This window comes from Corynebacterium lactis RW2-5, assembly GCF_001274895.1.
GTDB classification, from domain to species: domain Bacteria; phylum Actinomycetota; class Actinomycetes; order Mycobacteriales; family Mycobacteriaceae; genus Corynebacterium; species Corynebacterium lactis.
The window spans coordinates 962,921-985,939 of sequence record NZ_CP006841.1 but is presented as its reverse complement, the minus strand read 5'-3'; the positions used below and the strand labels follow the sequence as shown (position 1 = coordinate 985,939).

Annotated in this window: 18 protein-coding genes; 10 read left to right on the top strand and 8 right to left on the bottom strand. The window is 60.6% G+C overall.

Features of this window, described 5'->3' with window-relative positions:
• Nucleotides 1-43 precede the first annotated feature (43 nt).
• Nucleotides 44-850, bottom strand: a complete 807-nt coding sequence (locus CLAC_RS04265; RefSeq protein ID WP_245621976.1) for a (2Fe-2S)-binding protein — start codon at nt 848-850, stop codon at nt 44-46.
• Between the two features lie 173 nt (nt 851-1,023).
• On the opposite strand from CLAC_RS04265, the gene CLAC_RS04260 reads away from it, so the two are divergent.
• From CLAC_RS04260 to CLAC_RS04250, 3 genes are all read left to right on the top strand, one after another.
• The gene (locus CLAC_RS04260) at nt 1,024-1,803 is read left to right on the top strand and encodes a hypothetical protein (RefSeq protein ID WP_245621975.1); all 780 of its coding nucleotides are present in this window, start codon (nt 1,024-1,026) and stop codon (nt 1,801-1,803) included.
• Between the two features lie 109 nt (nt 1,804-1,912).
• Entirely contained in the window at nt 1,913-5,722 is a 3,810-nt protein-coding gene (locus tag CLAC_RS04255) for an ABC transporter ATP-binding protein (RefSeq protein WP_053411842.1), read from the top strand.
• 101 nt (nt 5,723-5,823) lie between these two features.
• Nucleotides 5,824-9,492: a multifunctional oxoglutarate decarboxylase/oxoglutarate dehydrogenase thiamine pyrophosphate-binding subunit/dihydrolipoyllysine-residue succinyltransferase subunit gene (locus CLAC_RS04250; protein WP_053411841.1), complete on the top strand. Its 3,669-nt coding sequence runs from the start codon at nt 5,824-5,826 to the stop codon at nt 9,490-9,492.
• 180 nt (nt 9,493-9,672) lie between these two features.
• On the opposite strand, the gene CLAC_RS04245 is transcribed toward CLAC_RS04250, so the two are convergent.
• Complete coding sequence (locus tag CLAC_RS04245; RefSeq protein WP_245621973.1) at nt 9,673-10,317, bottom strand: type 2 periplasmic-binding domain-containing protein; 645 nt, start codon at nt 10,315-10,317, stop codon at nt 9,673-9,675.
• A gap of 159 nt (nt 10,318-10,476) precedes the next feature.
• On the opposite strand from CLAC_RS04245, the gene CLAC_RS04240 reads away from it, so the two are divergent.
• A complete protein-coding gene (locus CLAC_RS04240) occupies nt 10,477-11,679 on the top strand; it encodes a magnesium and cobalt transport protein CorA (protein ID WP_053411839.1) in 1,203 nt (400 codons plus the stop codon).
• Between the two features lie 9 nt (nt 11,680-11,688).
• Here CLAC_RS04240 and CLAC_RS04235 read toward each other — a convergent pair whose 3' ends face one another.
• Nucleotides 11,689-12,234 (bottom strand): YflT domain-containing protein, encoded by a 546-nt coding sequence (locus CLAC_RS04235; protein ID WP_245622009.1) that lies wholly within the window; start codon nt 12,232-12,234, stop codon nt 11,689-11,691.
• Between the two features lie 111 nt (nt 12,235-12,345).
• On the opposite strand from CLAC_RS04235, the gene CLAC_RS04230 reads away from it, so the two are divergent.
• The 3 genes from CLAC_RS04230 to CLAC_RS04220 are packed head-to-tail and all read left to right on the top strand — an operon-like array spanning nt 12,346 to nt 15,473.
• Nucleotides 12,346-13,626, top strand: a complete 1,281-nt coding sequence (locus CLAC_RS04230) for a magnesium transporter MgtE N-terminal domain-containing protein (protein WP_053411838.1) — start codon at nt 12,346-12,348, stop codon at nt 13,624-13,626.
• Nucleotides 13,627-13,664: 38 nt separating this feature from the next.
• Nucleotides 13,665-14,279 carry a DUF1003 domain-containing protein gene (locus tag CLAC_RS04225; protein WP_082313102.1) on the top strand — a complete coding sequence of 205 codons (615 nt, stop codon included), beginning with the start codon at nt 13,665-13,667 and terminating at the stop codon, nt 14,277-14,279.
• Nucleotides 14,280-14,339: 60 nt separating this feature from the next.
• Nucleotides 14,340-15,473, top strand: a complete 1,134-nt coding sequence (locus CLAC_RS04220) for an Mrp/NBP35 family ATP-binding protein (protein ID WP_053411837.1) — start codon at nt 14,340-14,342, stop codon at nt 15,471-15,473.
• Nucleotides 15,474-15,621: 148 nt separating this feature from the next.
• On the opposite strand, the gene tatB is transcribed toward CLAC_RS04220, so the two are convergent.
• The 4 genes from tatB to sigE form a co-directional block, all read right to left on the bottom strand.
• Nucleotides 15,622-16,110: a Sec-independent protein translocase protein TatB gene (tatB, locus tag CLAC_RS04215; protein WP_053411836.1), complete on the bottom strand. Its 489-nt coding sequence runs from the start codon at nt 16,108-16,110 to the stop codon at nt 15,622-15,624.
• Between the two features lie 90 nt (nt 16,111-16,200).
• Nucleotides 16,201-17,532 (bottom strand): S1C family serine protease, encoded by a 1,332-nt coding sequence (locus CLAC_RS04210; protein ID WP_156324772.1) that lies wholly within the window; start codon nt 17,530-17,532, stop codon nt 16,201-16,203.
• Nucleotides 17,529-17,927 carry an anti-sigma factor family protein gene (locus CLAC_RS13030; protein ID WP_053411835.1) on the bottom strand — a complete coding sequence of 133 codons (399 nt, stop codon included), beginning with the start codon at nt 17,925-17,927 and terminating at the stop codon, nt 17,529-17,531. The genes CLAC_RS04210 and CLAC_RS13030 overlap by 4 nt, the downstream gene beginning before the upstream one ends.
• 107 nt (nt 17,928-18,034) lie before the next feature.
• Nucleotides 18,035-18,679: an RNA polymerase sigma factor SigE gene (gene sigE, locus CLAC_RS04200; protein WP_156324770.1), complete on the bottom strand. Its 645-nt coding sequence runs from the start codon at nt 18,677-18,679 to the stop codon at nt 18,035-18,037.
• 140 nt (nt 18,680-18,819) lie between these two features.
• On the opposite strand from sigE, the gene CLAC_RS04195 reads away from it, so the two are divergent.
• Complete coding sequence (locus CLAC_RS04195) at nt 18,820-19,494, top strand: O-methyltransferase (RefSeq protein WP_053411834.1); 675 nt, start codon at nt 18,820-18,822, stop codon at nt 19,492-19,494.
• Nucleotides 19,495-19,613: 119 nt separating this feature from the next.
• Here the strand turns inward: CLAC_RS04195 and glgC are convergent, their stop codons facing one another.
• Nucleotides 19,614-20,831: a glucose-1-phosphate adenylyltransferase gene (glgC, locus tag CLAC_RS04190; RefSeq protein ID WP_053411833.1), complete on the bottom strand. Its 1,218-nt coding sequence runs from the start codon at nt 20,829-20,831 to the stop codon at nt 19,614-19,616.
• A 102-nt stretch (nt 20,832-20,933) separates the two neighbouring features.
• Here glgC and glgA point away from each other — a divergent pair, with 102 nt between their 5' ends.
• Nucleotides 20,934-22,130, top strand: a complete 1,197-nt coding sequence (gene glgA, locus CLAC_RS04185) for a glycogen synthase (RefSeq protein WP_053411832.1) — start codon at nt 20,934-20,936, stop codon at nt 22,128-22,130.
• A gap of 127 nt (nt 22,131-22,257) precedes the next feature.
• Nucleotides 22,258-22,998 (top strand): acetolactate decarboxylase, encoded by a 741-nt coding sequence (gene budA / locus CLAC_RS04180; protein WP_053413257.1) that lies wholly within the window; start codon nt 22,258-22,260, stop codon nt 22,996-22,998.
• The last annotated feature ends 21 nt before the right edge of the window (nt 22,999-23,019 follow it).

Here is a 23,019-nt window from a genome sequence, read left to right as displayed (position 1 = left end):
TCGCTCCACTGTGTATTCTTCCTGCCCCCGCCGGCAACCGGAATTAGTACTGAGCCCACAGGCCGTGTCGTTCCTCGCGCGAACGCTTCGGGCACGAAACGCACAAATCCGCGTTAGGGCTATGCAGGATCATGCAGCAGGTCGCCCTCTCAAGGTGCGTAACCACGTCAAAGTCGGGCTCCTCCCCTGCCTCGGCAGCCTCCTCGTCCCACGGGCCGACTTCGCCATTGCACGAATCTACAAACCTCGGTGTGGGCACTTTATGTACCTTGGCCAAACCTTCGACAACATACTTGCCCAACAAGGCGCCACGCCAGGGCTCCATCAGCTCGTTGCCCGCGGCAACAGCGGCATTTGCAACCGCGTCAGACGCCACAGCCCACAGCGGCGCCACCTTTATAGAGCCGACGGTGGAAACGGCGTCGGCAAGCGGGGTGAGGAATGCGGCGAGCTCCTCACCGAAAGCTCGGAGGGCCTCCGCATCGTCAGAATCGATATCGCGAAATTGGTGCGACTGAAATCCCACCCAATAGTTGTCACGCCGAAACGCAGTCCACTGCGACCAGTCCCAAACTGGCCCGCGGCCATACGCCAGCACCGCGGCCAGCGACGGCCCGACTACCGCGCCGCACATCGACCACCACCACAACTGGGCCTGGAAACGATCGTCCTTGACGACATCGGGCATGGGAAACAAACTGCGCCCAGCGTCAATGCCTGCCGCCACCGCATCGGTCGTGGGATGCCACTGCTCGGCTCCCTCATGCGGAATTACGTCGGCAGAAAACCGCGGGAACTCCGCGACCAGTCGAGAGTATTCAGAAGGAATAGGCTCCGAAGCGCTACCCAAACACACAGCGTACCCCTTTCAAGTGCAACCGCATCCGAATACAACTCCCGGGAGCTCGATTAAGAATGGGATTCCTAAATGTATAGATGCCATAACAGCGGAATGTTCCAAACCGCATTTCTGTTTGAATAGGCATGAGTACCTCACCATGACCACTACAGGAGGTTGACAAAATGTTCTCGAACAAGAAAAAGGGCTCTGCAAATACCGTAACTGATGCGGTGAACTCTGCCCCCGAAGCCATCCAGAGGGATGCCGGCAAACTGGGCACCCTCCTTATCCAGACTTTGGACAAGGCCATGTCGTGGCAGTCCTCGGCAATCTCTGGCTACGTCAAGGCGATGCACAACAAAAAGCCCAATCAGACGCCGGCGGAGATTCAGCAGCGCATCGACAAGCACTTTCTCAACGTCGTCACCGGTTCCGGCGGCGCAGCCGGTGGCACCGCGGTGCTGCCGGGCATCGGCTTCATCACCGGCATGGCAGCTGTAACCGGTGAGTCCCTCTTTTTCCTCGAAGCTGCAGCGTGGCACACATTGGCATCGGCAACTCTGCGAAATATCGACATCGAGGATCCGGAACGCCGCCGCACTCTCATCCTGGCAGCAATGAGCGGCTCGGAGGGCACGGCGCTCGTCGCCTCGCTCCTCGGCGAGGAATCCCTGCGTAACCGTTCGAAGACATCGGTGGCCGGCATGATTTCCCGCCTCGGGATTCCGCAACTGGGCACCGTCAACAAGCTGCTGATCAAGCAGGCGAAGAAGCGCCTGATGAAGAATGCCCGCCTCGCGCTAATCGGCAAGCTGATGCCCTTCGGCATTGGCGCCGTCCTCGGTGCCACCGCCAACCGCAAGATGGGTAACACCATGATTGACAGCACGCGCGTTTCCCTCGGCCCGGTGCCCACCTCCTGGACAGAATTCGACGGAAAGATGCTGACCAAGAGCAACTAGTTCAGAGGCACATCCCCTCCCCCTGTCGAGTTTCAATTCTCACCAACCGGTGCGCTAGCACCCTCAGCAGAGACGGCGATCCCACATGGCACAAGATTCTCCTTCCTCAATGAAATTTCTGTGGCGGGAGTCGGCTAAACGCCCAGTGCCTTTAGTGGGCGTCATCGTGGCCGCACTAGGCGTAGTGGTCCTCGAGTCAGTGCTGCCGCTGCTGACGCGTGACGCAATCGACGTCGCAACCGGAGACGCCTCGGGTGGCATCTCGGCAAACCTGCTGCCCACACTCCAGCCGCTGACAGCCGTCATCGCAGTGTTCCTCGCAGTGGCTACCGTCCGTTTTATTGCCCAGGGCGGTCGGCGGTTCTTCTCGGGAAAACTCTCCATCGACGTCCAGCACGACCTCCGGCTAAAAATCCTCCGTTCCCTGCAGAATCTCGATGGCCCCGCGGCCGACCGACTCAACACCGGACAAGTAGTTTCCCGCTCCATCTCCGATCTCCAGGGAGTCTCCGGGCTGCTTGCGATGCTGCCGCTTACGCTGAGCTCGGTCATCAAACTGGCTCTGACCGTCGCAATCATGGTGGCCCTGTCATTGCCATTGACCCTCGTCGGCCTTGCAGTGACTCCCATCATCGTGTTTATCGCCCTGCGCTCCCGGGACAAACTGCATGCCGCAACCTGGTCCGCCCAACAACAGGCGGGTGAAATAGCAGGCCATGTAGAGGAAACCGTGTCCGGTATCCGCGTCGTCAAGGCCTTTGCCCAGGGTGAACGGGAATCCGCAGCGATGCGAGAAAAATCTGAGAGACTCTATTCTCTGCGCCTGAGGGCCGCCAAGCTCAGCGCAAGGTTCCAACCCGCGCTTCAATCACTGCCGCAGCTGTCCCTCGTAGGCAACATCGCTGTCGGCGGCTGGCTCGCGATTAACGGCAGCATCACCCTCGGCACATTCGTCGCTTTCGCGACCTACCTCACCAGCCTGACCACGCTGTCTCGTCTCGTATCCAACATGGTCATCTCACTGCAGCTGACCTCCGCCAGCATCGACCGCATCAACGATGTTCTCGACGCCCGCCCCGACAACCCCGAACCGTCCACACCACTCCCGCTTCCCGAAGGCCCCCTCGGCCTCCGCTTCGACCACGTCACGCACCTGCGTGGCGGGCGCAAGCTTCTCGACGACGTTTCTTTCAGCGTTCAGGCTGGAAAAACTGTCGCATTGGTTGGTCCGCCCGGCGCAGGCAAGACTATTGCCACGGAACTTATTGCGCGGCACTATCTGCCAGATGCGGGCAGCATTAGCCTGACCCATTCCGATAGCGCTGCATCGGCGGACAGCCCATCCGCGGACACAGCAAAAATGCTCTCGGACTCGGTGTACCAAGCCGTCACGGTCATTCCCGATTCGCCGTACCTGTTCGCCGGGACGCTACGCGAAAACATCGCGTTCGCCAAGCCTGACGCCTCAGATGAAGAAGTGGCGGCAGCAGCGAAATCTGCCCAGATCAACTTCGTAGACGAGTTGCCCGAAGGCTGGGATACCGCCATTGGTGAACGCGGACACAACCTCTCCGGAGGCCAAGCGCAGCGCGTCGCCCTTGCCCGCGCGTTTCTGGCTGCCCCGCGAATCCTAGTTCTCGACGATGCAACCTCCGCCATCGATGCCAACACCGAAGCAAATATTTTCCACGCACTAGAGACCCAACTCGCAGACACGACACTTGTCGTCGTCGCGCACCGCTCCTCCACCCTGGAGCACGCCGACAGCATCGTGATTTTCGAAGATGGGTCCATCACGGGAATAGGCACGAAGCAACAGCTGATCGCAACCCATCCCCGGTTCACGGACCTGATGGATATCGATCGCCGAAACCTACCGGAGCCCGAAAGCCTGGTTCTCGACCCGCCGGACTGTGAAATCCCCAGCCGCGATAAGCTCTGGCCGTCAAACCAGCAGGACGCTCCGTCGTCAAACGAATACCGGCAGCCGGACCTAGCCGGAGGAGGCAAGCGCCCGGTTGGAATGGACCCCGGACGCGGCGGGGGTCGAGGAGGCATGGGCGCTGCGCTGGCTAACGCCCCCGCGACTCCCGAGCTGCTCGACAGGGTCGACAGTCTGCCGCCTGCGGACGAGCTACCCCGAATTCCCGAGGCTGCACTGGATAATAAGGGGCCGTTTTCCCTCCGTACCCTTCTGAGGTACGTGCGCGGACTATTCGCTGCTGTCATCGGCCTGCTCGCCCTTATCGCTGTCGCAGACCTCGCATTCCCAATGCTCGTGCGCTACGCGATTGATCATGGCATCGCAGAGAAGAACCTTGCGATCCTATTCGCGGCGGCTACTGGTGGGCTCCTAATTGTCCTCACAAGTTGGTTGGCGGTGGCCACGAACGCAGTTCTTACAGCGCGGACCGGTGAACGGCTTCTCTACGCGCTGAGGGTGCGCTGCTACCGGCACCTTCAAACGCTCGGAATTAGTTACTTCGAGGCCAATCGCTCCGGCGCGATTATGACCCGAATGACAACGGACATCGACGCGCTGTCGTCATTCCTGCAAACCGGGCTCGCGCAAGGTGCGATCGCAATCTTTACGTTGCTCGGTGTTTCGACGCTTCTACTGCTGACGCAAGTTTCGCTGGCGTTGGTAGCGCTGGCGACGCTGCCGGTCATTATTATCGCAACGCTGATCTTCCGCAGGGTGTCATCACGCCTGTACAAAGCCGCGCGTGAGCAGCTCTCCGGTGTCAACGCGGATTTTCAGGAGTCCATCGGCGGGCTGCGCGAAACCCGCATGTACCACCGCACCCAGGACATTTACGAATCATTTACCGCCGAATCGGATAAGTATCGCCGAATCAGGCAGCAAGCGCAGATAGCCGTCGCCGCATTCTTCCCCGGCATTAACTTCATCTCTGAGATTGCCACGGCAGCAGTCCTCGCAGTCGGTGCCGGCCACGTCGCCTCGGGATCCATTTCCCCCGGCGTTCTGGTTGCATTCACTCTGTACCTGGGCATGCTCTTCGGCCCGGTCCAGCAGCTGTCCCAGGTCTTCGACGGGTACCAGCAAGCGAAGGTTGGACTCGACCGCATTAGCGACCTACTGTGCACAGCTCCGATGCTCGATGAGGGGCAACGATCCGACGCGGCCGACTCCGCCGCCGGAGAACTGCGGCTAGACCGCGCTTCATTTTCCTACCCCTCGAAGGAAGACGCTCCTCAACAACCCCACATCCTCGACAGACTCAGCCTTGCGATTACCCCCGGAGAAACCGTCGCTATCGTGGGCGCTACAGGTGCCGGAAAGTCGACAATTATCAAACTCTTCGCCCGGTTCTACGACCCAACGCACGGGGCGGTGCTCGCCTCCGGGTCCGATATCCGACAGTTCCCGCTGAGCAGTTGGCGTCGAGCTCTCGGCTACGTACCCCAAGAATCACACCTATTTTCGGGGACAGTCGCAACAAATATTTCCTACGGAATTCCTGACGCGACAGAAGACCAAATCCAGCTGGCGGCGAAAAACGTCGGAGCTCTATCAACCATCGCGAGCCTCCCGGGCGGATTCCATCACGCCGTCGGCCCCGACGGTCGCGGGCTTTCGTCCGGGCAGCGCCAGCTTATTGCTCTGGCAAGGGCTGAAATGATGTCGCCTGAGCTGCTGTTACTTGACGAGGCAACAGCTACGCTTGACCCGGCGACGGAGTCGGCAATTCTGGAGGCGACCGACCGCGCTTCGCAAAGGCGCTCCGCAATAATCGTCGCCCACCGCCTCGCTACCGCGGCCCGCGCAGACCGAATCCTCGTACTCGATCACGGCAAAATCATTGAAGAGGGCTCCCACGAGGATCTGTTGGCGGCGGGCGGACATTACGCAGAACTCTGGAGCAAGTACCATATAGGGAGCGCGCGCGTGGAGTGATTCCCAAATTCTCGTTATCCTTGAATGACACCCAAAAGCTCGCGCAAATTAAAATAAACGTGAGTTAGCTAAACAAAGACGAAAAGAGGCGAGTACCTGCCGTGAGCAGCGACATGAGCTTCGGCCAGAACGAATGGCTGGTCGATGAAATGTACCAGCAATTCCAGAAGGATCCTCAGTCGGTAGACAAAGAGTGGCGCGATTACTTCGCGACGAACGCTCCAACCCAAAAGGGTGAGGATATTTCGAAGATGGCACAGCCCGCAGCAGCGACCAAAAAGGAAGCCGCTGTAACCGGACGCCGCGAATCCAAGGGCGTTGAACCGACGAAGACCCCTAACAAGCCGTCTAAGCCAAAACCAAAGAAGTCCCCGATGGACGCTGCCGACAAGGCCCCTGCCATTGAGGGCAACGAGGCTCCGCTGCGCGGCGTTGCTAAGGCGATTGCCAAGAACATGGACATCTCTCTTGAGATGCCTACCGCAACTTCGGTTCGCGATATGCCTGCGCGCCTTATGTTCGAAAACCGCACACTGGTGAACAACCACCTCGCGCGTGCACGCGGTGGAAAGATTTCCTTCACCCACATCATTGGCTACGCCATGGTCAAGGCCGTCATGATCCACCCGGACATGAACAACAACTACAAGGTTGAGGACGGCAAGCCGGTTCTGGTTACCCCGGAGCACATCAACCTCGGTCTGGCTATCGATATGCCAGCGAAGGACGGATCCCGCTCCCTCGTCGTCGCTGCAATTCGCGAGTGTGAGAACTTGTCGTTCAAGCAGTTCGTCGATGCCTACGAGGACATCGTCGTTCGTGCCCGCGACGGCAAGCTGACCGGTAAGGACTTCCAGGGGGTCACCATCTCCCTGACCAACCCGGGCGGCATTGGTACCCGCCACTCAGTACCTCGTCTGACCAAGGGCCAGGGCGCCATCATCGGTGTCGGCTCCATGGATTATCCGGCCGAGTTCGCTGGTGCTTCCGCAGACCGTCTCGCTGAGATGGGTGTCGGCAAGCTAGTTACCATCACCTCCACTTACGATCACCGCATCATCCAAGGCGCAGAGTCGGGCGAATTCCTCCGCACGATGAGCAGCCTGCTTATTGATGACAAGTTCTGGGATCACATCTTCCAGGACATGCACGTTCCTTACACCCCGATTCGCTGGGCACAGGACCTGCCGAACACCGGTATCGACAAGAACACCCGCGTCATGCGCCTGATTGAGGCCTTCCGCTCCCGCGGTCACCTCCTGGCCGATATTGATCCGCTGCGCTACGATCAGCCGAATACCTCCGCTCCAAACCACGCTGACCTCGACATTAAAGAGCACGGCCTGACCCTCTGGGATCTGGACCGCACCTTCAACGTGGGTGGTTTCGGAGGCAAGGAGACCATGACGCTGCGCGAGGTACTCTCCCGCCTGCGCAACGCCTACTGTCTGAAGGTCGGCTCCGAATACACCCACATCCTCGACCGCGAGGAGCGCGAGTGGCTTCAGGACCGTCTCGAGGGCGGTCAGCCGAAGCCGACCCACGCAGAGCAGAAGTACATCATGCAGAAACTCAATGCCGCCGAGGCATTCGAGAACTTCCTGCAGACCAAGTACGTCGGCCAGAAGCGCTTTTCCCTTGAGGGCGCCGAGTCGCTGATTCCTCTGATGGACTCCGCAATCGACACCGCTGCAGGCGCTGGCCTGGACGAGGTCGTCATTGGTATGCCGCACCGTGGTCGCCTGAATGTGCTCGCCAACATCGTCGGCAAGCCACTGGACCAGATCTTCACCGAGTTCGAGGGCAACATTGACCCCGCTCAGGTGGGTGGCTCCGGCGACGTGAAGTACCACCTGGGTACCACCGGCCGCCACATCCAGATGTTCGGCGACGGCGAAATCGACGTCACCCTGACTGCGAACCCATCGCACCTTGAAGCCGTCAACCCGGTCGTCGAGGGTCTCGCTCGTGCCCGCCAGGACCTCATTAACAAGGGCGAAGAGGGCTACTCCGTCATGCCGCTGCTGCTGCACGGCGACGCATCCTTCGCTGGCCTGGGCATCGTCCAGGAAACCCTGAACCTGATGTCCCTGCGTGGCTACAAAGTCGGCGGTACTGTCCACGTCGTCGTGAACAACCAGATCGGCTTTACGACGTCGCCGGACTCGGGCCGTTCCTCCTACTACTGCACCGATCTCGCCAAGGCGTACGGTTGCCCGGTCTTCCACGTCAACGGCGACGACCCGGAGGCAGTCGTGTGGGTCGGCCAGCTGGCTGTCGAGTACCGCAACCGCTTCGGTAAGGACGTCTTCATCGACCTGGTCTGCTACCGCAAGCGCGGCCACAACGAGGCCGATGATCCGTCCATGACCCAGCCACTGATGTACAAGGTCATCGATGAAAAGGAAAGCGTTCGCGCACAGTACACCGAGGACCTAATCGGCCGCGGTGACATCTCGCAGGAGGAGTACGAGGCAGTTCGCCGCGACTTCCACGACCAGATGGAGGCGGTCTTCAACGAAGTCCGCGCAACTGAGGGCGCGAAGCCGGGCGACCAGACCGGTATTGCTGGCTCCCAGCCCCTGCCGCACGGCCTGAAGACCGGCGTCAGCAAGGCCGAGCTGGTTGAAATCGGCCAGACTTACGTCGACGTCCCCGAGGGCTTCACCGTTCACCCGCGTGTCGCACCTGTCGCCAAGAAGCGCGCAGAGATGACGCAGGAAGGCGGCATCGACTGGGGTATGGCAGAGCTCCTCGCTATCGGTACCTTCACCGGCGCCGGCATCGATGTCCGCTTTGCAGGTGAGGATGTCCGTCGTGGTACCTTCACATCTCGCCACGCAGTCCTCATCGACGCAGAAAACGGCTCGGAGTACAACCCGATTGACGCCTACGGCAAGGCCAATGGCGGCGGTCGCTTCATGATCTACAACTCGGCACTGACCGAGTACGCGGGCATGGGCTTCGAGTACGGCTACACCCTTGGTAATCCGGATGCGGCCGTGTTCTGGGAGGCACAGTTCGGTGACTTCGCCAACGGCGCCCAGACCACCATCGACCAGTACGTCTCCTCCGGTGAGGCTAAGTGGGGCCAGACTTCCAAGCTGGTTCTGCTGCTTCCGCACGGCTACGAGGGCATGGGCCCGGATCACTCCTCCGCACGCATCGAGCGCTTCCTGCAGCTCGCTGCCGAGGGTTCCTACACTGTCGCCCAGCCGTCCGATCCGGCAAACTACTTCCACCTGCTGCGCCGCCACATCCTGTCGGACCTGCACCGTCCGCTGGTGGTCTTCTCCCCGAAGTCCATGCTGCGCAACAAGCTGGCGGTTTCCCCGGTCGAGGCCTTCACCGGCGACACCAAGTTCCGTGCTGTCATCGACGACCCGAACTTCTCCTCCGAGAACAAGTCCGGAATCAAGAAGATGCTTCTATGCTCCGGCAAAATCTACTGGGAACTGGAGAAGAAGCGCAAGAAGGACAAGCGCGACGACATCGCCATCGTCCGTCTCGAAATGCTGCACCCGATTCCGAACAACCGACTCAAGGAAGTCTTCGACTCCTACCCGGATCTCGAAGAAATCCGCTGGGTCCAGGACGAGCCGGCGAACCAGGGTCCGTGGCCGTTCCTGGCTCTGAACCTCCCGGAGGTTCTGCCGGATATGCCGAAGATGACCCGCGTCTCTCGCCGTGCACAGTCCTCCACCGCAACCGGTGTGGCCAAGGTGCACCAGGCCGAAGAAAAGGCCCTGCTGGAAGAGGCTTTCAAGTAAGCCACGAAACGGCTTTGGCCAAGGCGAGCCCCACGCAACTTAGAGGGGCTCGCCAGCGCCGATTCTCGGCTGTAAAACAAGCACCCGAAAGTGGCGAACCGCGCAATAGAGGGCCCCTTTAGGAACTAGTTCTGGACTAGTTCCTAAAGGGGCCCTCTTCGTATCTCTACAGGCTCATAATCAGTGGCTCAGCCAATCCCGAGCAACCTCTGAAGCTGGCGCCTTGCCGTCTCTGACCTTCTCGGTCATCTCCTTAAGCTCTTTCGTGGTCAAGGATCCGGCGATTTCGTTGAGGACCTTCACCCTATCCTCCCTCACCAGGGATGGCTTGAGATAGAAAGGAACCACCCACTGGGGCAGCGATGCCCCGGGGTTCGACGCATCTACGCCCTCACAGCCCTGCGCATCCCCCGCGTCGGTTGCCATTACTTCTCCAGGCAGCGACCTGGAAAACGCGTCATAAACCTTCGACTTCCACTCCTCGCTCAGCTTCTTATTCGGGTCCTCATCCTGAGCGAATTCCTCCGCCAGCGATTTCGCCGCAGCCGGGTCGCTGATCCCCAAAAGCTCACCAGTACAGCCAAAGGCCACAAGAACGGCACCGTTTCGAACCAAACTCACCCGATCTTGTTCATTGCCGATTCCGATGACGGTGCCCTCTCTACCACTGCGGGGGAAGGACTGCGCGTAGACCTCTGCGAGTACCTTCTGCTCCGGGTTGGCAAGGTCGGCGCCGACAGAAACAACGGAATTTTGCAGTGACGGTTCCTGCATCGTCGGTTCGAAGGCAGCGCACGCCGAGCCAAACAGGGTCAAACCAGCCATTGACGACGCGACAAAACCACTGCGCCAAAAGGAAAAACGCAGACCTCTTAGCCCCGCAGCGCTGACACTAAACGGGTGGAAGTGTATCCGCGACAGGGCGCGTCTAAAATGATTCATCGTTGTCTAGCGTATCCCAACGACGATTGTGAGGTCTGCCCCATGGCAACTCAAAACGCCAATGGAAATGGTTCCGCCAAGGACCCCCGCAATCCTCGATTCGCCAACTCCGAAAGCTCCAAAACTGCCCGTGCTCTGAGGGCCACGTCGACGGCCCGCAGCGTGGCCAAGTCCGCGGTGTCGCGGGTAACCAAGACGAGTGCGGCGTCGGCAAGCGGAAAGGCGATGGAGTCGACCGCAGTGGGCGATGCCCTGCGCGACTGCGGCGTGTATATCGGAGGCAAGCGGCTTCCCGGATCCTTCGATCATTTCACCGGCCTGGCGGAGGTTCGGCGTTTCGGCGAGGGGTTCACATGGCTGTCTCTGTCACGGCCAAACGCCTCCCAGATGGACGCCATTGCGGAGCTCTACGGACTCGATGACCTCACCGTCGAAGACGCGCTGACCTCGCGTCAGCGCCCCAAGATCGAGATTCACGACGACCACGTGGTATTCGTCGTGCGGTCCATCCACTACTCCCCCGAGGGCCTCGCGGAGGACGAAAACGAAATCATTCGCTCAGGACAGCTGATGATTGTCATTGGCGCCGAGTACGTCATCACAATCCGGATGGGCATGCCCAAATCTGACATGGTGCGGATTAGTGAACGCATAGAACGCAACACCGACGCAATCGACTACGGACCGGCCGGAGTGCTGTGGGCGCTGACCGACAACCTGGTCGATAATTACCTGCGCATTGCCCACCAGCTTGAAGACCGCGTAGAGGATATGGAGGACGATGTCTTCGAGCCGAAGTTCGACTCGGATATTGAGGACGTGTACATCCTCAAGCGAGAGATTCTGGAAATGCGCCACGCCATCGAGCCGCTCACGCCCGCGCTCCGCACTCTGATGAACATGCGCGACGATGTCGTCCCGAAGGAAATTAGCCGATACCTCTCAGATGTCCTCGACCACCAGCTGGTCGCCGCCGACATGGTCACCGGGCTCGACGAGCGACTGTCCTCCCTCATCGACGCCGCGGCCGTGAAGATTCAGCTGCAACAGAACAAGGACATGCGCACCATCTCCGCGTACGCAGCGATTCTCGCCGTGCCGACGGCAGTTGCGGGCATCTACGGCATGAACTTTGAAAACATGCCGGAGCTCAAGTGGGAGCACGGCTACTACGCGGTGCTGGTCCTCATGTTCGGCATTGTCGCGTTCCTAGTTTGGCTGCTGCGCAGGAACAAGTGGCTGTAGGTTTCTGGCTCAGCGCCCGCGCTGGCCGCCCTGTCCGCCTCGTCCTGCCAACGCCCGTTGTGCCAGCAGGTCACGGGCGCGCTCCGCGTTGCGCGGGTTGCACAGGACGTCGTAGCGGCGGGCGACAATCTCCGTTGTGGAAGAGAAATCCCGCTTGCCGTTTTGCATCGCGTACGGCACGGCGGCCATCACGATGCCGAAGATGGCGCCCATGCCGATTCCGACGATGAGTGGGTTGACCCAGTCGTCCTGGAATAGCCCCAGGATTAGGCCGAAGAAAAGGCCCATCCATACGCCATACATCGCGCCTCCGCCGATGACCTTGGGCCAAGTCAGCCTGCCGACAACGCGCTCCACCTGCATCAGGTCCACGCCCACGATCGTAAGGTCGGACACGGGGAATTCATCGCGGTCACTCAGCTCATCCACCGCCGCCTGAGCCTCGGCGTAGTCAGTAAAACTGCCGACAGGCCATCCCTCCGGCACCTTTCGGGCACCAATCCGCGACGGGGTGTTACCGCCATCACCTGCGCCACCGTTGACTCCGTTGACCATGTGTTTGCCCACCAGCCCCTTTTTGCTAGTTTCTTTTTAGAATTCCTGTCATTTCAACGAAATTGCGCTGGTAATTGTTCCCGGGCAATACCCGGACGCTATCGTGGTGGCATGTCTACAATCAACCGTGTCTACGCGGGTCGGCTCTCTGGCATGTTTGTCCGCAACTCCGATGGCGACGCCATCGGGCGCGTTCGTGACGTGGTTGTCCGCTTACGAGAACACGGCAAAACGTCCTCCGCCCTCGGCCTCGTGGTAGAGATGACCGACAAGCGCCGCGTCTTTATCCCCATGGGCCGCGTTGCGGTCGAGCCCAACGAGATTCTGCTGCTCTCGGGCCAGATCTCTATGAAAACCTTCCGCACTCGTCCTGGCGAGTCCACCATCATCGGAGACTTGGTCGGAGCGAAGATTCAGATTGATGACCCGGAACTCGACCACCTTCACGGCGTACCGCAGGAGCTCACTGACATTGAGCTGGAACGCAATCGCACCCGAGATTGGATTCTGACAAAGGTAGCTGCCCTCGGCCCGAAGAAGGGTCTGCGCGGCCGCCGCGATGTCGCGGTCGCCCCGTGGAATCACATCCATGGCCTCGGCGCCGGCACCTCCCCCAAGGCCGCCGACGCCAATCTTGTCGGCGAGGTGCTGGACATGCGCCCAGCCGACGCCGCGCGCTACATCTCGACGCTGGAGACTGACCGCCGACGCACTATCGCAGAGGCGCTTGACGACGAAATGCTGGCCGATATCATCCAGGAACTCCCAGACGAGGACCAGGCAGAAGTCCTGGAAGACCTGACTATCGAACGTGCTGCCGACATTCTGGAGGAAATGGATCCGGACGATGCAGCCGACCTTCTCGGCGAGCTCGATACCAACCGTGCCGATGTTCTCCTAGATCTCATGGCCCCGGAGGAATCCCAGGCCTTGCGCCGCCTCATGGATTTTGAGCCGGACACCGTCGGTGGCCTGATGACTTCCGACCCACTGGTTCTCCAACCCACTGCTACCGTCGCTGAGGCCCTTGCCCGGGCACGCGACCCGGAGTTGCCTACGTCCCTGTCGTCGATGGTATTTGTCACTCGCCCGCCAACAGCTACGCCGACCGGACGGTACTTAGGCTGCGTACATCTGCAAAAGTTATTGCGCGAGCCTCCATCGACCCAGATCGGCGGCATTCTCGACCCGGACCTGCCTCCCCTCTATGCCGAGGATAACGATGACACTGCAGCGCGCTACTTCGCAACCTACAACCTGGTCAGCGGCCCAGTGGTTGACAACGAGGGACACCTTTTAGGGGCCCTTGCAGTCGACGATCTCCTCGATCACCTCCTGCCGGAGGATTGGCGCGAAGCGGGCATCCGGCCCGGCTCTGAGCAGCCCAACTAACTCCCCTCAGATATTCCCCAGAAGGAGGTGCTCCCACCATGGCCAAAGATTTCACTTCGGATCAGCCCCGTGAGGCCACACTGGCTGATCGCAGTACGAAGGAACGCCACGTAAAAGACCGAACCCGCCTCGATACCCCAGTCGTCGACCGCAAGAAAAAGGCAATCGATTTCGACGGTGACCGCGTCGGCGAGATCGCCGAGTCCATTGCCCGCTTCCTCGGTACAGGTAAGTACCTGGCGTATCAGACGATTATCGTCTTGGCCTGGGTGGCTTTGAACATCGGCGGATTTTGGTGGAATTGGGATCCGTACCCGTTCATCCTGCTGAACCTGGCGTTTTCCACGCAGGCGGCGTACGCTGCACCTCTTATCCTTCTGGCGCAGAACCGCCAGGAGGACCGTGACCGCGCCGCAGTGGCCGAGGATCGCCGCCGGGCAGAGGAGACAAAGGCCGATACCGAATTCCTGGCTCGCGAGATTGCCGGTGTGCGTGCAATCGTGAGCGAGGCTGTTACCCGAGACTACCTCCGCCACGAACTCGAAGACCTCACCGACGTGCTCAACCGTATCGAGGAGCGCTTCTACGAGGCGACCGATGCCGACCACGAGGAGCCGGAAAACAGTTCCGACAAATCGCAGTCTGCGGACTAATCAGCAATTTTGCGGCGAAGTTCTTTGCCACACCCCCTATCGCGATAAGATTCACACATAATGTCTACGATTACTGAACCTGAAGTACGCACCGCGCTGACAGGCGTCGAGGACCCCGAGGTTCGACGCCCGATTACCGAGGTCGGAATGGTCAAGTCCATTTCGATTGCCGATAACAACGACGTCGCGGTTGAGATTTACCTGACCATTGCCGGCTGCCCGATGAAGAACACCATCGTCGAGCGCACCGAGGCCGCCCTGAAGGGCCTCGACGGTGTTGGCAACGTCACCGTGACCACTGACGTCATGAACGATGAGCAGCGCCGGGAGTTCCGCAACGCTGTCCGCGGCAGCGCCTCCGAGCCTGTCATTCCGTTCGCACAGCCCGATTCCCGCACGCGCGTTTTCGCGGTCGCCTCGGGTAAGGGCGGCGTCGGCAAGTCTTCCGTTACCGTGAACCTCGCTGCCGCTCTGGCAGCGAAGGGCCTGTCTGTCGGCATCCTCGACGCCGATGTCTACGGCCACTCCATCCCCCACATGATGGGCTCCGAGGATAAGCCGCACCAGGTGGATGACATGATTATGCCTCCGCAGGCGCACGGCGTTTCGCTGATTTCCATCGGTCACTTCGTCGATGACAACTCCCCCGTCGTCTGGCGCGGCCCGATGCTCCACCGCGCAATTCAGCAGTTCCTCGCGGATGTGTTCTGGGGAGATCTGGACGTTCTCCTCTTCGACCTGCCTCCGGGAACCGGCGATATCGCTATCTCCGTGGCCCAGCTAGTCCCGAACGCCGAGTTGCTCATTGTCACCACTCCGCAGATGGCCGCCGCCGAGGTCGCCGAGCGCGCTGGCACTATCTCCCTCCAGACCCGTCAGCGTATCGCCGGTGTCATCGAGAACATGAGCTGGATGGAGATGCCGGACGGCTCCAAGATGGAGGTCTTCGGCGCAGGTGGCGGCGAAACCGTAGCACGTCGCCTCACCCAGATTACCGGCGGCAAGGTCGAACTGCTTGGCCAGGTCCCGCTGGACACCTCTCTCCGCGAGGGTGGAGACAAGGGCACTCCGGTTGTCGTTTCCGCCCCAGAGCACGGTGCGGGCGCGGCGCTGAGCGCTATCGCCGACAAGCTCTTCGTCCGCCGAGAGTCTCTGGCCGGCAAGTCTCTCGGCCTCGGCGTCACCCCGAAGTAGCTCTCCGCTTGCCGACGACTCCCACGTCTTGCAGCCCTCGGCGCTTTCAAGCACATAGAAAAAGGCCCTGCTATCCTCGCGATTATTTCAGGATTGGATAGCAGGGCCTCTTCTTATTTTCGTGCCGGCACATCCTGCGTCAGAACGATTAGAGAATGTCGTCGTCGAGCCAGGGGCTTTTGGCTACGCCGCCAGGCTGCTGATTCTGCGCGGCCTGATTCTGCTGGGCTTGTGCCTGTGCGACTGGGTTCTGCCATTCGCCGGGGTGACCGGCTTGCGGCTGCGCTTGCGCTGTGGGCTGTGCAGGCTGTTGCGGCTGCGCCCCACCTCCGACAGCCGGCTTGCCGCTGAGCATGTCGAGGTAAGTGTCGTCACCGTCGAAAAGCGTACGTGTGATGGCGGTCTTCGGATTCAGCCGCCGCAACTCGTTGAGCTCCTGCAGTGGCTTGCGTAAATCATCGAAATCCTCGCCGAACTCGCCCGAGAGGTTTTCCCGCGCATCGTTGATAGCCGTCCTTGCTGCGAGCAGCATCGCACGCGCGTCCTGCACTAATTTCGGCAGGCGCTCAGGCCCCACGATGACGAGACCGACTAGGAAGAGTACGAGGATTTCGCCCCAGCCAACATTTGAAAACACGTTATACCACCTTAGTTGGCGCCACCTGCCAATGCACGATTAGCCGAAGAATGGTTCGCTAGTCCCGTAAATGGGCGTATCGCCAGGGGCCTATTCCGGGGCAATGGAAACGTCCATCTCTGCCCCGTCACGGACGACCTTCATCACGGTTTCATTACCGGCGCCTACGGTCCAGAGAGCAACTGTCAATTCGTCTGCTGACGACACCGACCTGTCTCCCACTGCGGTGATCACATCTCCCTCTCTTAAGCCATCCCGATCCGCGACGCCTCCCGGCAAAATCGTCGCCACTTCAGCACCGGAAAACGCACCGTTTGATACGGTTCTCGCCGTCACGCCGATACCCGGATGCGATGGTTCCTCACCGGCTATGAGCTGTTCCGCGACCGCGACCGCCGAATTAATCGGGATGGAAAAACCAAGCCCCTGGGAGCCACCGGAGACTGTGTAAATCACGGTGTTGATGCCAATAACTGCGCCACGGATATCTACCAACGGCCCACCGGAGTTACCAGGGTTGATGGACGCATCCGTTTGAATCGCATCCGCGAAACCATCCGTGTCGGTGCCCTCCGCCTGCAGGCGCACGGGCCTATTCAGTGCTGAGATAATGCCGGAGGTTACCGTTCCGCCGAGTCCCTGGGGAGAGCCCATCGCGATGACAGTGTCGCCCACTGCCAACTTGTTCGAGTCCCCCAGCTGAGCCACGGTGAGTCCGGCGACATCCACTACCTGGATAACCGCGAGATCCGTCTTAGTGTCGCGGCCAACAACCTTGGCGGGCACTTCCTTGAGGTTTGCTCCATCGTAGAAGGTCACGGAGATTTCCATGTCTGGCTTATCCGCAACAGCAGAGACGACGTGGTTGTTGGTGAGAATGTGGCCTTTATCGTCTATGACAAAGCCCGAGCCGACCCCCGAAACCTGCCCGGCCTGCACCGCAATCGACACAACCGCAGGGCGCAGGGCCTCGGCAACCTTGCCAATCTGCGTCATTGAACCATCACCGGGGCGCCCCTCGACCTGCTGCAGTTCCACCCGCTGATAGTCGGCGCGGAACGTCTTACCTGCCCAACCGCCAACGAACCCGCCGATTCCGCCAATCGCCAGCACTGCTGCCGCCGAGGCCGCAACCACGCGCCAGGGCACGTCGTTTCCGAAAATTACACGACGAACGCCCACGTGCGGAACAACTGGTTTACGCTCAGCGCGCTCCGCAGACACCTTGCGTGCCGGGCGGCCGGCTACCATTCGCGACCAGGATTCCCGCCAGGGCGATGATTCGGGCTCGGCGGTGGCGGCGTCGGCAAGCGAGGGATCCTTCGGCCCCCTCTGGAGACCACCTGTGGCCTCGGCGCGATCGGCTCCGGGAGCAAAGGGAGAGTCGGCAATACCGGGTTGATCGGTCGGATGATCAGTCACTGACGATGCCCACCTTTGCGGATTCCTCGGACGATTTGCTCTAGTGCCGCAGACAGAGACTCCGGGCGGCGATACGCGAGGCCACGCGCATCACGAGTATCGGCGCTGCCACTGGCGGCACCGGAGGTTTCGGAGCGCGGATCTGCGAAATCACACATCCCCGCCAGACGCGCACGCAACTCTGGTGGAATATGCAGGGCCTCACTATCCCGCAGCCGCTTGGCCGCCTGGCGCTGCCTAGCCACCTCCCGGCGGCACTCGGGGCAAGCCAGGAGATGGGCCTGAGCGCGGCGCTCCGCAGTCGCAGAGAGCTCACCGTCGACGAAAGCGGCGATAGCCTCCGTGCCGAGATGTTCGGTGGAAAGGAAGTGGTCATCATGAAGTGGCCGTGCCACCAACAACACCTCCTAAAACAGCGCCCCGAGAAAGAAGAAATCCCCGGTGGAAAACTTACGCACACCGGAAACTTACGTGATTCAAGCCCACAATAGCGCTTTCGCGCCTACGCGGTGTGAACAACCTCTGCGGTGTTCTGACGCTCCCGCTCGAGGCGCTCCAACGAAGCGCGGAGGCTGGAGCGGGCACGGTGGATGCGAGAGCGCACGGTGCCCATCTTAATGCCGAGAGTCGAGGCGATTTCCTCATACGTCAGCCCGACCACGTCACACAGAACCACAACAGCGCGATAATCCGGCTGGAGCTCGGCCAGGGCAACCTCCAGGTCGGGATCCAAAGTGGCGTCATCCACGGCCTGCTCAGGTGTCTTCAGCGTGCCCGGCACGCGATCGTAGTTTTCCGGCAGGGCCTCCATGCGGATGACCTGGCGGTGGCGCACCATATCTAGGAACAAGTTAGTTGTAATCCGGTGCAGCCACCCCTCGAAGGTGCCGGGGCGGTACGACTTCAGAGAGCGGAACACGCGCATGAAGGTCTCCTGCGTGAGATCCTCCGCATCGTGCTTATTACCCGTCAGCCGGTAAGCGAGACCGTAAACGCTATCCGCGTGGGCAGCGACCAATTCGGTCCACGACGGCATCTCCCCCACTCCCGCGTCATAAGCGGCAGTTCCGGTCAGCACAGCGTCTGCACCGACGGCGGGGTCAGCACCATCAATAGGGCTGACACGCGGGGAATTCTCATTGGTCATGGCAGTTAGTTTTCCTCACTGACCTTAGGTACTCATTGACCATATCCTGAAAATACGTTGAGAGTCCAAACAAGTTTTGGTAACACCCCTCTCGGCGTGGCCAGTTCCGCAAGCGAAAGCTTTTTCCTACTGTGGGAAGCGTGTCCGATACCTCTTCCTCCTCTTCCCCGCTGACCGCCCTCGATGCCGTCGTGCAGCATGTCAATGCCACGACTCCGCAGTCCGATGCGATTGGCCGTGCCGTCGAGAGTGCCCGCGAATACGGCGTCGCCGTACCCGACGCCATGACCGGCGCCTTCCTGACCGCCATGATGTCGCTCGCCAGCGCGCGCCGCACGGGGCACCCCGCCGCAGTCATTGCCTCCCCCGCCGCTGGTGTCGTAGGCCTGCACCTCATGGCCGGGCTTGCCGACGATGGCGTCTTGACCTGTATCGACCCTGAACTCGAGCATCAGGCACTCGCTAAGCAGGCGTTCCGGGACGCGGGTATCCGCCCGAATCGCCAGCGATTCCTTCCCTCGCCCCCAACTGAGGTCATGGATCGACTGGCGCCGAGCTCCTACGATTTGGTCTACCTGGATGTCGAGCCGTCCGCGATTCTCGCAGCTCAGGAAAAGGCCTGGCCGCTGCTCCGCGAAGGCGGCGTGCTGGTCATTCCGGGGGCGCTGTTGGACGGAACAGTAGAGGATGCCTCCCGCACCGATCGCGATACCGCTGCCGCCCGCCTGGCCGACCAGCAGCTCCTCGAGCTCGAAGGAGCTAGGGTGGTTCGTCTGCCAATCGCAGCGGGCGCAACAATCCTGGTCAAGGGCTAGCTGAAACTTTCAGGGCTGGCATCCTGGCTGGCCCGCTCCGGGCGCCGCGACGTTTGAAGGCCCCTAGCACGCATCCGCGCGCTAGGGGCCTTCAAACTTGGTAAAAGAAACTTTTGGCCCTAGATGACCTGTCCCTTACCTACGGCCACGACACCGCCGGGGCTGACCTTGAAGCGCTCAGCATCACGCTCCGGGTCGCCACCAATAATCGCACCGTCGGAGACGACGACGTTCTTATCCAAAATGGCGTGGCGAACGACCGCTCCGCGTCCGACGCGGACGCCCGGGAAGAGCACCGAGCCTTCAACAGTAGCGCCGTCCTCGATGACAACGTTGGTGCTCAGCACCGAGTTGCGGACAGTACCACCGGAGACAATTGTTCCGGCGCCGACCATGGACGCCTGGGCGATACCGCCCTGGACGAACTTAGCCGGTGGCAGGTTCTCCTCCGAGAAGGTGTGAATCGGCCACTTCTTGTTGTAGAGGTTAAAGACTGGGTGGACCGAGATTAGGTCCATATTAGCCTCGTAAAAAGCGTCAATGGTACCGACGTCACGCCAGTAGCCCTTGTCGCGCTCCGTCTCTCCCGGGACGTAGTTGTCCTTGAAGTCGTAGACGTAGGCCTCGCCTTCCTCCACGAGCATCGGGATAATGTTTCCGCCCATATCGTGGTCGGAATTCTCATCCTCCGAATCGCGCTTAATCGCTTCAATCAGCGCGGAGGTGGTGAAGACGTAGTTACCCATCGACGCGAAGGTCGAATCCGGGTCATCCGGGGTACCGGGCGGATCGGCCGGCTTCTCCAGGAATTCTGTAATCCGGTTGTTCTCATCCGCGTCGATGACGCCGAACGCACTTGCCTCCGAGCGCGGGACACGAATACCCGCAACGGTCACGCCGGCGCCGGACTGAATGTGGGCATCCAGCATCTGCTCCGGGTCCATGCGGTAGACGTGGTCAGCGCCGAAGACGATTACGTACTCCGGGTCCTCGTCATAAACCAGGTTGAGAGACTGCAATATCGCGTCAGCCGAGCCGGTGAACCAGCGCTTTCCCAGCCGCTGCTGCGCCGGAACAGGCGTCACGTACTGACCGGTGATACCGGAGAGCTGCCACGCCTGCGAAATGTGGCGGTCGAGCGAGTGGGACTTGTACTGGGTCAGCACACAGATTTTAAGGAAACCTGCGTTGACCAGATTCGACAGCACGAAGTCGATTAGCCGATAGCTACCACCGAAGGGCACGGCGGGCTTTGCGCGGTCTTCCGTCAGCGGGAAGAGACGCTTGCCTTCGCCACCGGCAAGGACAATGGACAATACATGTGGTTGACTCCTCACGTCCTCCAACCTATATGCGATTTACAAACCTCGCCGTGAAGGTCCCCTACCCCTACCCCACATAAGACGGCACCGCTGAATGAATCTGGTTACGCTGGAAATATGCGAGTTGCCATGATGACCAAGGAATACCCTCCGGAGATTTACGGCGGAGCAGGTGTTCACGTAACCGAACTGACCCGTTTTATGCGTGGGCTCGACGGTGTCGATGTGGACGTCCACTGCATGGGCGGCCCCCGCGATGAAGCCGACGTTTACGTCCACGGAGTTGACCCGGAGCTCGGCGAGGCGAACGCGTCGATTAAGACGCTTTCCACAGGCCTGCGCATGGCCAATGCAGCGGCCGCGACAGACATCGATGTCGTCCATTCGCACACCTGGTACTCAGGTCTCGGCGGCCACCTCACCGGCCTGCTGAAAGGCATTCCACATGTGGCTACTGCGCACTCGCTGGAGCCCCACCGCCCTTGGAAGCGCGAGCAGCTCGGCGGTGGCTACGACGTCTCTAGCTGGTCGGAGCGCAACGCAATGGAGTACGCGGACGCGGTCATCGCGGTATCCGCCCGCATGAAGGATGCCATCCTAGACGCTTACCCCCGCATCGCCCCCGAAAAGGTTCACGTAGTCCTCAACGGCATTGACACGCAGCTCTGGCACCCACGCCCGACATGGGAGGAGTCCAAGGAGCAAAACGGCTGGTCCGTCCTCGAGGAACTCGGCGTCGACCCGAACCGCCCGATGGTCGCCTTCGTCGGACGCATCACTCGCCAGAAGGGCGTAGCACACCTGGTCAAGGCCGCATCGCACTTCGATGAGGACGTACAGATGGTTCTCTGCGCTGGCGCTCCGGACACCCCGGAGATTGCGAAGGAGACCGAGCAGCTGGTCCACGATCTACAGGCTGAGCGCGACGGCATCTTCTGGGTCCAGGAGATGCTGCCAAAGGAGCGCATCCAGGAGATCCTCACCGCTGCCGATTCCTTCGTCTGCCCCTCCATCTACGAGCCGCTCGGCATCGTAAACCTTGAGGCAATGGCATGCGGCACCGCGGTCGTCGCCTCTGACGTCGGCGGCATCCCGGAGGTGGTCGTCGATGGCGAGACTGGAACCCTCGTGCATTACGACGAGGCGGACCCGGAGGGCTTCGAACGCGACATTGCGGCCGCCGTGAACAAGATGGTCTCCGACCGTGCTCACGCTAAGGAAGTCGGCGCAGCGGGCAAGAAGCGCGCCGAGGATGTCTTCAGCTGGGAGACAATCGCTCAGGAAACCGTAGAAGTCTACAAATCATTGATGTAGCCAACAATCACCCCCGTGAATGAATACCTCACGGGGCGCTACGCGCTGCTCCGTTACGCTTACCAGAAGCCGTGTGCGCGTAGGCAAACGAACCGGCCTTAGTGGGGCGAGGAATAAGATGGCAGTCATGACGCCTCAGCTCAATTTGCCTACCGTCCGGCAAACGTTCTTCCAGAATTCCCTCATGTCCGCCCTGCTCGACGGCATCTACGACGGCGAGATGTCGATTGGCGAGATCCTGGGGCACGGCAATTTCGGAATCGGCACCTTCGACGGGCTCGACGGCGAAATGATCATTCTCGACGGTGTCTGCTGGCAGGTCCGCGGCGACGGCAGCGCGTGCAAGGCCTCGATGAGCCAGCGCAGCCCCTACACGGTCGTCACCAACTTCGTCCCCCACATTGCAATCGACGCTCCCCCGAACCTCACGCGCAGCGAGATCAGTCCAATTATCGACAGCAAGGTCCCAAGCCAGAATTTCATGTACGCGCTGCGCATCACCGGAGACTTCGAATGGGTGAAAACCCGCACCGTGGTCAAGCAGCAAAAGCCGTACCAGAAGATGATTAATGCGACAGAAGAGGACGCCTCGGTGGACTTTGAGGATGTCACCGGGACAATTGCCGGCTTCCGCACCCCGGTTTATGAAAAGGGCATTTCAGTGCCCGGCTGCCATGTCCACTTCCTCGCAGACGGAGGCACCGGCGGCGGGCACGTCCTGGACTTCAAGCTCCGCTCCGGAACCATCGAGATCTGCCCAGGTACGGACCTCCAGCTGCGCCTGCCGCTAACGGCCGAGTTCTCCGACGCAGACCTCGCACCGGACGACCTCGACGATCAGATTCACGCAACCGAGGTTAAAAGCTAGCGCGCTGGCTGAAGCACCAGG